Source organism: Pectobacterium carotovorum (assembly GCF_900129615.1).
In the GTDB taxonomy this organism is placed as follows: Bacteria; Pseudomonadota; Gammaproteobacteria; order Enterobacterales; family Enterobacteriaceae; genus Pectobacterium; species Pectobacterium carotovorum.
This window is the reverse complement of record NZ_FQWI01000005.1, coordinates 282,676-295,747: the sequence shown is the minus strand read 5'-3', so window position 1 is coordinate 295,747 and position 13,072 is coordinate 282,676. Positions and strand designations below refer to the sequence as shown.

The window sequence follows — 13,072 nt, the reverse complement described above, 5'->3', positions numbered from 1 at the left end:
GAGTGCTTTTCATATGAATTACGGTTTATACCGATACGGGTTTATCGACATGCGTTTGATTATCGGGACGTATTTTGAACCAGATGGCATACATCGCTGGCAGGAAGACCAGCGTCATGATGGTTCCCCCTAACGTCCCGCCAATCAACGTGTACGCCAGCGTGCCCCAGAAGACGGAATGGGTAAGCGGAATAAACGCCAGAATCGCCGCCATCGCCGTCAGCAATACGGGCCGAGCGCGCTGCACCGTTGCTTCCACCACGGCATGGAACGGATCGAGCCCTTCCTTCTCGTTATGGTGGATTTGTCCGATCAGTATCAGCGTGTTACGCATCAGGATGCCCGATAGCGCGATCAGCCCAACAAGCGCATTAATACCAAACGGCTGGTTGAAGAGCAGCAGTGTTGGCACCACACCAATCAGCCCCAGCGGCGCGGTAAGGAAGACCATCACCATCGCCGACATCGAGCGCACCTGTAGGATGATGATCAGCAGCGTGATGGCAATCATGATAGGGAATAGCGGTGCCATTGCTTTGGTCGCTTTTGCCGATTCTTCGATCGAGCCTGCCTGCTCAATACGGTATCCGGCGGGCAGCGTATCAATGATGGGCTGCAATGATTTCACAATGGTCGCGGACACATCCGGTGGCTGCAGCGTTTCGGCGATGTCGCCACGAACGGTAATCGTCGGTGTGCGGTCCCGGCGCCGAAGCACAGGATCTTCCATTCGTACCTCGACCTCACCAATCTGCGACAGAGGAATGCGTTGGCCAGCCGCTCCGACTAACGTAAAGCCTTCTATTTTTGCGGGATCGCGGCGAATCTCCCCCGCGGCGCGCCCCACTACCTGCACAGAACGGATGTCTTCACGCACAGACGTAATCGGGACGCCAGAGAGCAGGAACTGAAGTTGCTGAGCCACCGAACTTGATGTCAGCCCTACCGATTGCAGCCGATCCTGATCCAACGTGAAATGCAGCGTCGGCACACGCGGTCCCCAGTCGGTATTGACCGTCCTCATCATCGGACTGGCCTGCATCACCGCTTTCACTTTATCGGCAATCTCACGCAATGTGGCAGGATCCGGCCCCATGACGCGGTAGGCAACGGGAAAAGGTGAGTACGGGCCAAACACCAATTGCGTCACGCGGACGCGTGCTTCGGGCGCGAGGCCGCTGGCTGCCGCTTCACGAAGCCGAAACTTGAGTGCCTCACGTGCTTCCTGGCTGTCCGTCAGCACGACAATCTTCGCAAACGACGGGTCAGGTAACTCAGGTGCCATCGCCAAATAAAAACGCGGCGAGCCCTGCCCGATGTAGGACGTGACGATTTTTGCTTCGTCCTGCTGTTTCAGCCAGTCTTCGATCTTCGCCGTCGTGACACTCGTCTGTTCAATGGACGTACCATAAGGCATCTGCACCTCCACCAGCACTTCAGGACGATCGGACGTTGGGAAGAATTGTTTCTTGACCATCCCCATCCCGAGAATAGCCACAACAAACAAAACTATAACGGTGCTGGCAACCATCCATTTCTGCGCGATAACACGCGTCAGTAAACGGCGAAATTGGTTGTAATGGCGGGTGTTATAGATAGCGGCATGTCCCCCCTCCACGGTTTTGATTTCCGGCAGCATCTTCACCCCTAAATAAGGCGTAAAGACTACTGCAACCACCCAAGAAGCTATCAGGGCAATGCCGACGATCCAGAACATGTTGCTGGTGTACTCACCGGCGGTAGACTGCGCGAAACCGTTAGGCATGAACCCCACGGCGGTTACCAGCGTACCGGCCAGCATAGGGGCAGCCGTATGGCTCCAGGCATAGGCTGAGGCTTTGATGCGCCCATAGCCCTCCTCCATTTTCACCACCATCATCTCAATGGCAATAATGGCGTCATCTACCAACAGCCCCAGCGCCAGAATCAGCGATCCTAACGTGATGCGATCGAAGTTCTTACCGGACGCTTCCATCACGACGAAAACAATAGCCAGCGTCAAGGGTACCGCTGCCGCAACAACAATCCCCACACGCCAGCCCATACTGACGAAACACACCGCCATCACCACCAGCAATGCGACGAAGAACTTGATCATGAATTCATCAACGGACGAACTGATGTTCACCGATTGATCGGTAACCTTCGACAACGTCATCCCCAGCGGCATGCCTTCATTGATCCTGGCGGTCTCAGCATCCAGCGCTTTCCCCAACGTTAAACCGTTCCACCCTTCACGCATCACCACGCCCAGCAACAGCGCTGGCTCGCCCTGATTACGGACCAAAAAGGTCGCGGGATCTTCATAGCCGCGGCTCACCGTCGCCACATCCGACAGTTTCAGTGTTCTGCCCTGCGCGACAATCGGCGTGTTGCGAATTTTCTCCAGCGTGTCGAAGGCACCGTCCAAGCGAAGAAAGACCTGCGGGCCGTCTGTTTCAATCGAACCGGCAGGCGTCAGTACGTTTTGGTTGTTCAGCGCAGAGAAAATGTCCTGAGGAGAAATCCCCAGCGTCGCCAGTCGGTCATGCGAGAACGACACAAAGATCCGTTCAGACTGCTCCCCGATAATATTGACCTTCTTCACGCCCGGCACATGCAACAGACGCTGACGCAACGATTCGGCATCACGAACCAACGCACGCTGAGGCTCGCCTTGCGCCTTCAGCGCAAAGAGCGCAAACGTCACATCCGAGAACTCATCGTTAACCATCGGTCCAATAACGCCTGCAGGCAGGTTTTTGGCTTCATCGCCGAGCTTTTTGCGCGCCTGATAGAACTCCTCCTGTACCTGTGAAGGAGGCGTACTATCGAGCAGCGACAGCATGGTGAAGGAGAGTCCCGGACGCGTGTAGGTTTCTGAACGGTCGTACCACTTCAATTCCTGCATACGCTTTTCTAACGGTTCGGCCACCTGATCCTGCATTTCCTGAGCGGTCGCCCCCGGCCATGCGGAGATAATGGTCATCTGTTTGACAGTGAACGGTGGATCTTCTGCCCGCCCCAGTTCGAAGAACGAGAGAATACCGGCCACGGTAATCAGGATAATAAGGAAGAGTGTGATGGCGCGTTCGCGCACCGCGAGCGCCGAAAGGTTGAACCGTAGCTCACTCATGGTCGGTTCCCCGCCGTGTCAGCAGCACGCGATTCTGCCATGCGGATCTCTTCGCCTTCATGCAGCAGGTGTGCGCCCAACGCCACAATCTGTTCACCGGGCTGTAGGCCGCCAGTGACTCTTGCCGTGTCATCACCCAACCCAAGTACGTTGACAGGGTGCCACGACACCTTGATGGGCTCACCCGAAATACTCCACACGCCCGGCCCTTTCCCCGCATCATAAAGCGCGGCAATAGGCACCTGAAGAACCGGATCAGATAACTTATCTTCTGCAATATTGAGTGTGACAGTAGAACCGAGCGGCGCGTTCGCCAGCGCGCCTTCAAGGACATAGCGTGCTTCAAACGTGCGAGTCTGAAGGTCGGCAGCGTCGGACAGCAGTCGCAGTTTCACGGGAATGGCGGGATTACCAGAACCGTATCGCATCGCCATGGCTTCGCTCCCAACCACGGGGCGTAGCGTCTCAGGCAGATGTACGACGGCCTCCCGTTGCCCAGCACGCGCCAGCCGGATAACAGGCTGTCCGGCACTAACCACCTGCCCCGGTTCCGCCAGCGTGTCGACCACCACGCCATCGGCGTCGGCCATCAAAACGGCATACCCCGTCGCATTGCGTGCCACATCAGCCTGAGCCTGCGCGGCGCTCAGTTCCGCTTTCGCCGTCTCGGCAGCCGCCTTGATCTGATCGTACGCTGACGCGGAGATGGCACCTGCGGCAACCAAGCCACGATAACGTGCTTCATCATCGGTAGCCTGTCTGGCACGAGCCCGCGCAGCGGCAACCGTCTGCTGTTGGGCGTGTGCCTGTAAGCTGAGATCGATGGGGTCTAAACGCATCAAAGGCTGACCACGTTTGACGCTTTCGCCGGTATCAACCAGACGTTCAAGTATTTTGCCTTGCACCCGAAAACCAAGGTCGCTTTGAATGCGGGCGACAACGACGCCAGTAAACGAGCGCGACGTCTCGGTGGCACTCACCACGGTAGCCGTTCTCACTAAAGGAGGCTGATTGCGTGGATCGTCAACGTTGGTAGCGTCGCCGCACGCCACCAGGGCGAGAGGCAACAGGCAAACAGCAAGAGTGGCGGATTTGAGCCGAAGCATGGGTTCCCTTCTTAAATGAGCAGGACAGAAACCGCATTCTCCGACTAGTGACCAATATTGTCAATGGTCACATTTTTAATGCGCCAGACTTCTTAAGGTGACAGGCTACGCAATATCAACGACGACAGTAACACCGCAGCGGACACTGCCGTATCCAGGTTATATTGCAGTTGAGCGGGGACGATATAAGGGCGCATGACCAGATAGATCGCATCCGCCGTCTCATCCAGTGGCGTCTTACGTTCGAACTCCCCAGACTGCCGTCCCTCCAGAAGAATTTGCTGAATAAGCTGGCGTAGTCTTTCTTCATGTGCCGCTGCCGAAGGCCACCGATCGCGGCTGGCTACAGCAGCAATATCGTATAACTTACGATCGTGAAAAAATAAGTCACTGCCCGCTTCTGTCAAGGCTCTGAACAGGCGTCTCAGTTTTTCTGACGCCGTTGGCGCATCAGCAATTGCTGAATTGACAATATCCATAATCATCGCCAGCCGGCTGGCACAGATCACTTCACCTATCGCCTGCTTGGAATCAAAAAATTTGTAGATATATGCCTTAGAAAAACCAATCGCTTTGGCTAAATCGGACACGGTTGTCTTTTCATACCCAAAGTGTCCGAAGTGCTCTTTGGCCGCTTCCACAACCTGATCTCGAACGCTATGGTCCGACGGCCCGCGTGGGGGATGTGTATTCATATGTTTAGTCATTTTTCAAGCTTAGCTCACCGAGCCCTGATTGACAACGAGTAACCAAATGGTAATGTGGTCACAATTTTTTGACTCAAGGAATTACTATGTTATCCCTCCGTACCCTTTCCTTGGTGGTGACCACGAGCTTAATGGCCGGTTGTGCCGTTGGACCGGATTATCACCGCCCGGATGCGCCGTTACCGGCGCGTTATCAGGCGCAATCCGCAGCAGAACGATCTGTCTCAAAACAGCCTGTCTCAAAACAACCTGTCACAACATCAGGGAACGCGGCCCAGGCTGCCGACGTGGCGGTCTGGTGGGAAAGTTTCAATGATCCCTTACTGAGCCAATTAGTTTCAAGCGCGCTCGCACAGAATCTTGATTTAGCCCAGGCGTCCGCACGGATGAATCAGGCCCAAGCCGGGCTTGGCGCAGCAACGGCGGCGCTGCTGCCATCGGGCAACATCAGCGGGCAAAGCGCCCGCGCCTATCAGTCGGTTGAAACATCACAGGGCCAGTTGCTTAACACGGTTCCTGGCTATAGTCGCTACGGCAATGCCTATGAAGCCGACCTTAACGCCAGTTGGGAGCTTGATGTATTCGGTGGCCTGAGACGCGGCCGTCAGGCGGTACTGGCTGATTATCAGGCTTCCGAGGCAGGCGTCGCGGCCACACGTCTGGCTGTTGCCGCTCAGACTGCCGACATCTATATCACCCTGCGCGGATTACAAACGCGTCTGGCGATCGCCACTAGACAGGTCAATACGCAACAACAACTGCTGGATAAAGTACAGCTACTGCACAGCAAAGGACTCGCCGCAGAATATCAAATCCGCCAGACCGAAGGCACGCTTTCACAGGTTCAGGCCACCGTGCCGGTTCTCCAGACCGGGCTTGATGCCGCGATGAATGCATTGGACGTGATGCTCGGCACGCCTCCCGGCACCCATCGAGCCCAGCTATCTACCTCGCAGGCCATTCCACAGCCTCCGGCGCTCATCGCAACAGGGACACCCGCCGATCTGCTGCGCCGCAGACCCGATATTATCGTGGCCGAACGCCATCTCGCGGCGTCCAACGCACGCATCGGGGTAGCCATCAGCGAGTACTATCCTAAATTCTCGCTCAGCGCCTTACTCGGCAGCGCAACGTCGGTGTCGAGTGGCAATCTATTCTCCAACGGTGCCAGCCAATCATCGGGCGTATTGGGACTACGCTGGCGACTCTTCGATTTCGGCCGCATTAACGCCCAGATCGATCAGGCTAAGGGACAGGAAGCCGAAGCGCTGGCGGCTTACCGCCTGTCAGTAATCCGTGCGACCGAAGATGTTGAGAACGCCTTCTCGGCCTTGGTCAATCGTGAAACGCAGGCCACAACGTTAACCGCTGGTGAGACATCGTTAGCCAGCGCGCGACAGTCGTCTTTCATCGCCTACCAGAAAGGGACAAGCAGCCTGATTGACGTCCTTCACGCCGATGAAACCCTGTTACAAACCTCCGATGCCCGGGCTCAGGCGCAAACCGAATCGGCGCGCGCAGCCGTCGCCACATTCAAGGCTCTCGGCGGTGGTTGGCAGCCTCCAGAAGCCATAGCAAAAGCGCCATAAGGTGCCCACTAACCTGAGTGCAAACGCTGTTAGCAGCAATACGCCGTTACGAAAACAAAAATAATGCTACGGATGAGTGTGGTTAGTGACACTTATGTCAATGGTTGTCTGTATATTCTGACGTGTTGCTGCACTATTACTCTAAGAGAGGTTGCACGATTTCATGGTGGCGCCCGACAGCGATGATTCAGTAGTGACGTTACGGGCCTGCTTTCGATACGTCTCTATACCTGATGGGTATCTCTCTTATGGAACAGTCAAATGGTCAATAACAGAACGCAGGCATCATCCATGCTGTTGATGTCGAGAGTCATGGTGTTGATGATCAGTACCGGGGTGTTGAGTTCATGCGCCCAAACGCCTCATGAATGCAAGGATATTAACGGGTTGCTGAAATCGCACGGCGTCACTGACACGCCCGCGGGTCTCCCCGTGCCCGACAAAAGCGTAGAGCAATGGAAAGCGGAACTGCGCCAGGCGGCGCTTTCTCAGGGAATCACGGCGGATACCTTTGATAAGGCGTTGGCTGGCCTGACGCTGGACAACGACGTGGTGGCAGCCACGCAAAAACAGCCTGAGCTGGTCACCCCTGTGTGGACCTATCTTGAACAGCGAGTCACGCCAGAAAATATTGCGCAGGGGAAAACGCTGCTTAAGCAATACGCGGACGTCGTGGCGCGCATCAATCAGCGCTATCAGGTGGATCCGTCGTTGCTGTTCGCCTTTCTCTCCATTGAAAGTCATTATGGTGCCAATACTGGCAACAAAGCGGTCATTCGCTCGCTAGCCACGCTGGATTACTACAATTATCGGCGGGCGTTTAACCGGCAGAATCTGATTGCGGCATTACGTATGATTCAAAACGGCGATGCGCGGCCAGATCAGATAAAAGGATCCTGGGCCGGGGCGATGGGAATGCCTCAGTTTATACCAACCTCTTACTTGCACTACGCCGTAGATTTTGATGGCGATCGCCACCCTAATATCTGGACCTCTTTCCCCGACACGTTGGCGTCGGTAGCAAATTATATGCAGCAGGCCAAATGGAAGGCGGGCGTCCCCTGGGGGGTTGAAGTGAACCTGCCCAGCGGTTTTGATTATTCCCTTTCTGGTATGGATAGCCAGAAAACCGTCGCTGACTGGCAGACGCTCGGGGTAAAAACCGCGGTACCGAGAGATCTGGCATCGCTGTCTTCGGAGAAAGCCTCAATATTGCTGCCGGTCGGGAAGAATGGCCCGGCGTTTCTGGTGACGGATAATTTCCGCGCCATTCTGCGGTATAACAATGACGTTTCCTATGCGCTTACTGTCGGCTTGTTGTCGGATAATTACCAGCACGATACGCCGGTACGCAAACCCTGGCCGCGTCAGGAAACGCCGTTAACGCGCAAAGAACGCGAGGCGCTGCAAATTCTGCTACAGGAAAAGCACCTCTATCAGGGCGCGATTGACGGCAACATTGGCCGCGGCACCACGCAGGCGATCCGCACCTACCAGCAACAGGAAGGGTTACCGCCGGATGGCTACCCCGCCCCTGCCTTGCTTGACAGATTACGCTGCCAGTAAACACCGTGAAGACAGGTAGAATTTATGGAACATCTGTTCGGAACAGACAGGTGTTCCCTCCTCCCCTTCCTTTCCCCATCATGGTCGGTACTTCATAAAAGGACCGAAACATGGACAAATTATTTACCTCCTTCACCGTCGGCGATACGGCACTCACTAACCGTATTGCGATGGCACCGATGACCCGCTCTCGCGCACGCCAAGGCGACACCGCTGATGAACTGACTGCGACGTATTACCAGCAGCGCGCATCCGCCGGGCTGATTATTACCGAGGGCGCTCAGATCTCCGTTCAGGGCCAGGGCTATCTTTTTACGCCGGGCATTTATAACTACGAGCAGGTGAAAGGCTGGGAAAAAACGACGCGGGCCGTTCATGAACGCAATGGCAAAATCTTCATTCAGCTCTGGCACGTCGGCCGCATTTCTCATACCAGTTTGCAGAATGATAGCAATGCGCCCGTCAGTTCTGTTGCGGTCAGAGCACAACATTCAACCTGCTACGCCTGGGATGAAAAAGGTCAGCCCGGCCCTGTGCCGGTCACGACCCCGCGCGCGCTAACAGCGGCTGAGATCGCCTCCGTGGTACAGGATTACGTCACCGCCGCAGAGAATGCCATCCGCGCAGGATTTGACGGGGTTGAAATCCATGCGGCGAATGGTTATTTGCTGGAACAGTTCATCAATGGCGGGCTGAATACCCGTGATGATGAATACGGCGGCGCACCTATTGAGAACCGTCTGCGCTTCGTACTGGAAGTCACGGATGCGGTATCGCGCGCTATCGGCTCAGGGAAAACAGGAATCCGGCTGGCCCCCTTCGGACGCCTCTTCGATATGCACGCCTTTGAGGGAGAGGAAGACACCTGGCTACAGCTGGCGGCCAAACTCGGTGAACGTGCGCTCGCGTATGTCCATCTCAGCGATCAAAAAACGCTCGGCCAACAGGCTATTCCTGACGGGTTCGTCGAGAAATTCCGGGCAGCCTATGATGGCACGCTGGTTATCGCAGGCGGGTTCGATAAACAGAGCGCCGAAGCCTATCTGCAAGAAGGAAAAGCTGACCTGATTGCGTTTGGTCGGCCGTATATTGCCAATCCTGACCTTGCCGAGCGTATGGCAAACGACTGGCCGTTGAATGACGTTAATCGGGCAACCATGTATGGCGGCACGGAGGAAGGGTATACCGATTACCCGTTTTATTCAGACGTCGCCGACGACAAAAAGTAATCAGTCCAACTGGCCGTCTTCTGCTGCCTTAATCAGCGTATCGACCACGTGACGTATCTTGGGCAGCAGTTGGCGGCTTTTAGGCCATAGCGCGCTGATCGGCATTTCACCGCCGGCGTGGCTGGCAAGCACCTCTTTCAGCTCGCCACGCTCAAGGTATTGACCGACCAGCCAACGTGGCAATTGAGACAAGCCACATCCAGCAAGCGTAGCGGCCAGCATCGCGTCACCGTCAGCAAATTCATGCGTAGGCGGTGGCGTATAACGCGTTATCTGCCCATTCTCTTCCTTCAGCAGCCAGGAAATCGGCTGATTCCGGCGAAACCCAACCACACAGCGGTGTTGGCTCAGTTCATCTACCGACACCGGTTCACCATGCTCAAGCAGATAGTCGGGGGAAGCACAGATGACCAGTTTTTGAGTTGTCAGTCGCCTTGCCACCAGACCACTGCTGTCGGCCAGTTCACCGATGCGGATGACAAGATCAATTCCGTCTTCAATCGGGTCCACAAACCGTTCGCTAAAGGTCACGGTTAACGCCAATTCAGGGTAGCTGCGGGTAATGTTCAGCAGCACCGGAAGAATGCGCTGTCTGCCGAAGGCCGCGGGCAAATCCACCCTGAGCCGCCCCGCAGGCTGACAAATGTGAGACGTCAGCTCGGCTTCTGCCTGCTCAAGAATATCCATGGCGCTCTGACAGCTGATCAGAAAGCGTTCACCATCCGGCGTGAGGCTGAGGCGACGCGTCGATCGCTGAAACAGCTTTAGCCCAAGTCGCTCCTCAAGACGGCCGACGCTCTTCCCCACCGCAGATTTCGTCAGGCCCAGCCGTTCGGCCGCAGCGGTAAAGCTGCCTAGCTGTGCCGTGGTAACAAAGGCGTTGATACCGCCCAGATGATCGGTTGTACGCATACTCAATTATCCATTAAACGTATCAGGTTCAGCCTGCATGCTTGATTTGAAAGCTAACGTCCTGCGAACGTCGCGGGATCCAGACTGCATTCCACATCACGATACCGTTTACGTCCTGCCTTCATTGTTGAATTTATGTCTACATAGAGGCGAATGAAAGCCGGTTTATCATGAAATAAAAAACAATCATAGTGATGCCCGAATTTACCGCGATGCCTCAAAGCGAAAAACCATGAGGCAACGGCAGTGATGATGAAAGCACCTCCACACGAATATGGCTGGAATCATCCAGATTAGATCTACGCATCGGAGAACATTATGGCAGCAGTAGCAGGTTTTAAACACGTGGGTTTTATTACCCGTAAGCAGGGTCAGAGCTTTGAAGAGTTTGTGAAACACTGGAATGAGGTGCATACCGAAATCGCCCTGCGCCTGCCCGGCTTAAAGGGATACGTTCTGAACCCTATCGATCGGGAAAAATATCCAGACTCGCCGGTGGATGGCTTCTCTGAACTGTGGTTCGACTCCATCGACGATGCGATTGCAGCCTTCAACTCGCCAACGGGTAAAGAGGCATTTGAGGATGTTCCCAATTTTGCCGACCACGTTGCCGTCACGTATATCACGGAAGTGAGAAAACGCTGAGAGACTCCAGGTTTCCCTCTGAGAACGTGGATGTCAGAACCCAAGGCGGCACCGGGAAACCCACCTAGTGAGCTGCCCCCTGAATTCGATACTGCTTATCGCTAGCCGCGTATTTCGTTCTCAGGGATCGGCTCATCTCAAGCATCATCAGTTGCCACGCTAAAATAAAACGCGCTATCATCGCTGCGGCTATTCACTTTTACATCTTTTGATTTTCATCTTCGCTGAATTTTTTCAGCGCGAATTTCTCTGTCTGTTCTCAAGTCGCACGCGATACCGAGCCAGACATCATGATGTGAAAGGCCTTTTCTATGTGTACACCTCAAATTCGTAATTTCTGCATTATTGCCCATGTCGATCATGGCAAATCCACCCTCGCCGACCGCTTTATCGAACTGACCGCAACCGTCGCCCAACGTGACATGCGTGAGCTGCTGCTGGATTCGATGGAGATAGAACGGGAACGCGGCATCACCATCAAATTGCAAACCGTGCGCATGCGCTATCAGGATGAAAAGGGTCAGCCGTATCAGTTCAATCTGGTGGATACGCCGGGGCACGTCGATTTTTCTGCGGAAGTCTCCCGCAGTCTCGCTGCCTGCGACGGTGCGATTCTGCTGATTGACGCCACGCAGGGCGTTCAGGCCCAGACGATCGCCAATCTCAATCTCGCCCGACAGCAGGGGCTAACCATCCTGCCCGTCCTGAATAAAATCGACAGCCCGCAGGCTAACGTGCCGCAGGTGATGCAGCAGTTGGCGGATATTCCTTCGCTGGATATCAGCACTGTGCTGGCTGTCTCTGCCAAAACCGGTGAGGGCGTGGCCGAGGTACTAAACGCGATTGCCCACCATTTCCCCGCACCGCAAGGGCTCGCTGATGCCCCGCTGCGCGCGCTGGTTTTTGATTCACATTACGATCCCTATCAGGGTGCCATCATGCATGTGCGCGTGGTGGATGGCAGTATTCGGGCGGGTTCAACGTTGCATTTCATGTCCTCAGGAACACGTTTTGAGGTCACCGAAACCGGTGCTTTTTTCCCCCATCGGCAACCTTGTGCCGCGTTGGAAAACGGTGAAGTCGGTTATCTCGCTGCTGGCCTGAAAGACGCCGCGGCGATCCGGGTGGGCGATACGCTAACGTTAGCCGAACGCCCCGCGACAGAGCCAGTTGCACGCTATCAGGACATGAAGCCGATGGTGTTTTCTGGCCTCTATCCCGATGCGGACGACGATCTGAAAGGCCTGCGTAACGCCATGAATAAGCTGTCGCTTAACGATGCGGCGTTGCACAAGATTCCCGACGTTTCCGCTTCGCTGGGTGCAGGTTTTCGCTGTGGTTTTCTTGGGATGTTACATATGGATATTGTTCGTGAACGGCTCAAGCGTGAATACGGCATCTCCGTGATTGCCACCGCACCCAGCGTGGAATACCGTGTCACGCTGCACAACGGCCACTGCCTGACCATTGATAATCCGGCACATTTCCCCGGAGAGGACGTGCTGGACTTCGTCGAAGAACCCTATGTTATCTGCACCATTAACACACCGGATGCCTACGTTGGCGCGTTGATGGAGTACTGCGCCTCGCGTCGTGGGGAGTTTATCGACATGCACTATCTCGATAACGGTAGCGTGACATTACACTGGGATCTGCCGCTCAACGAGATGATCTTCGGCTTTTTTGATGCGCTGAAATCGCTCACGCAAGGCTACGCCACGCTGGATTATGAGCCAGGTCGCTACCGCCGTTCCGATTTAGTGCGCTGCGACATCTATCTCGATAGCCAGTTGATCGATGCCTTTTCCTTCATTATTGCCCGCCATAAGGCATGGGCGCGGGCCACCGAGATCGTGAAAGCGTTGAAATACGTGATTCCGCGTAAGCTGTATCCCGTTCCAGCTCAGGCAAAAGTCGGTCATCGCGTTATCGCGCGCGAAGACATCCCTCCGCTGCGCAAAAACGCATTGGCACAGGGCTTTCAGGGTAGCCTGTCGCAGAAACAGCGACTGATCCGTAAACAGCGAGAAAATAAAAAGCATAACGTTGGGTTCTCAAAACGAGACATTCCCCGCGAGGCATTTATGGCCATTCTGGCGATTGATGCCTAGTGATTATTGATGTCTAGCGATTAACAGAAACAGCACAACGAGCAGGCGGATAGAACGACGCGCTATCCGCCCCTTCGTTTCCCCACTGGCTT

Annotated in this window: 9 protein-coding genes; 5 read left to right on the top strand and 4 right to left on the bottom strand. The window is 55.1% G+C overall.

The window, feature by feature from the left end:
- Positions 1-25 precede the first annotated feature (25 nt).
- From BUB06_RS12700 to BUB06_RS12690, 3 genes are all read right to left on the bottom strand, one after another.
- Positions 26-3,115 carry an efflux RND transporter permease subunit gene (locus BUB06_RS12700; protein ID WP_039471415.1) on the bottom strand — a complete coding sequence of 1,030 codons (3,090 nt, stop codon included), beginning with the start codon at positions 3,113-3,115 and terminating at the stop codon, positions 26-28.
- A complete protein-coding gene (locus tag BUB06_RS12695) occupies positions 3,112-4,221 on the bottom strand; it encodes an efflux RND transporter periplasmic adaptor subunit (RefSeq protein WP_039471414.1) in 1,110 nt (369 codons plus the stop codon). The genes BUB06_RS12700 and BUB06_RS12695 overlap by 4 nt, the downstream gene beginning before the upstream one ends.
- A 92-nt stretch (positions 4,222-4,313) precedes the next feature.
- On the bottom strand, positions 4,314-4,928 hold the full coding sequence (locus BUB06_RS12690; RefSeq protein ID WP_039471411.1) for a TetR/AcrR family transcriptional regulator: 615 nt from the start codon (positions 4,926-4,928) through the stop codon (positions 4,314-4,316).
- Positions 4,929-5,014: 86 nt separating this feature from the next.
- Between BUB06_RS12690 and BUB06_RS12685 the strand changes: the two genes are divergently transcribed.
- The 3 genes from BUB06_RS12685 to BUB06_RS12675 all read left to right on the top strand — a co-directional run bounded on the left by BUB06_RS12685 (position 5,015) and on the right by BUB06_RS12675 (position 9,312).
- On the top strand, positions 5,015-6,517 hold the full coding sequence (locus tag BUB06_RS12685) for an efflux transporter outer membrane subunit (RefSeq protein WP_039471409.1): 1,503 nt from the start codon (positions 5,015-5,017) through the stop codon (positions 6,515-6,517).
- Between the two features lie 261 nt (positions 6,518-6,778).
- A complete protein-coding gene (locus tag BUB06_RS12680; RefSeq protein WP_039471403.1) occupies positions 6,779-8,083 on the top strand; it encodes a lytic murein transglycosylase in 1,305 nt (434 codons plus the stop codon).
- Between the two features lie 110 nt (positions 8,084-8,193).
- Positions 8,194-9,312, top strand: coding sequence for an alkene reductase (locus BUB06_RS12675; RefSeq protein ID WP_039471401.1), 1,119 nt, complete (start codon positions 8,194-8,196; stop codon positions 9,310-9,312).
- Here BUB06_RS12675 and BUB06_RS12670 read toward each other — a convergent pair whose 3' ends face one another.
- Entirely contained in the window at positions 9,313-10,224 is a 912-nt protein-coding gene (locus BUB06_RS12670) for a LysR family transcriptional regulator (protein WP_039471399.1), read from the bottom strand.
- Between the two features lie 318 nt (positions 10,225-10,542).
- Between BUB06_RS12670 and BUB06_RS12665 the strand changes: the two genes are divergently transcribed.
- Both BUB06_RS12665 and lepA read left to right on the top strand, forming a co-directional pair.
- Positions 10,543-10,869: an EthD family reductase gene (locus BUB06_RS12665; protein ID WP_039471397.1), complete on the top strand. Its 327-nt coding sequence runs from the start codon at positions 10,543-10,545 to the stop codon at positions 10,867-10,869.
- A gap of 311 nt (positions 10,870-11,180) precedes the next feature.
- Entirely contained in the window at positions 11,181-12,980 is a 1,800-nt protein-coding gene (lepA, locus tag BUB06_RS12660) for a translation elongation factor 4 (protein ID WP_039471395.1), read from the top strand.
- Positions 12,981-13,072: the final 92 nt, after the last annotated feature.

Excerpts from the sequence above, each read along its gene's own strand:
- BUB06_RS12700 (WP_039471415.1), bottom strand. The coding sequence starts at position 3,115 with ATGAGTGAGCTACGGTTCAACCTTTCGGCGCTCGCGGTGCGCGAACGC.
- BUB06_RS12695 (WP_039471414.1), bottom strand. The coding sequence starts at position 4,221 with ATGCTTCGGCTCAAATCCGCCACTCTTGCTGTTTGCCTGTTGCCTCTC.
- BUB06_RS12690 (WP_039471411.1), bottom strand. The coding sequence starts at position 4,928 with ATGACTAAACATATGAATACACATCCCCCACGCGGGCCGTCGGACCAT.
- BUB06_RS12685 (WP_039471409.1), top strand. The coding sequence starts at position 5,015 with ATGTTATCCCTCCGTACCCTTTCCTTGGTGGTGACCACGAGCTTAATG.
- BUB06_RS12680 (WP_039471403.1), top strand. The coding sequence starts at position 6,779 with ATGGTCAATAACAGAACGCAGGCATCATCCATGCTGTTGATGTCGAGA.
- BUB06_RS12675 (WP_039471401.1), top strand. The coding sequence starts at position 8,194 with ATGGACAAATTATTTACCTCCTTCACCGTCGGCGATACGGCACTCACT.
- BUB06_RS12670 (WP_039471399.1), bottom strand. The coding sequence starts at position 10,224 with ATGCGTACAACCGATCATCTGGGCGGTATCAACGCCTTTGTTACCACG.
- BUB06_RS12665 (WP_039471397.1), top strand. The coding sequence starts at position 10,543 with ATGGCAGCAGTAGCAGGTTTTAAACACGTGGGTTTTATTACCCGTAAG.
- lepA (WP_039471395.1), top strand. The coding sequence starts at position 11,181 with ATGTGTACACCTCAAATTCGTAATTTCTGCATTATTGCCCATGTCGAT.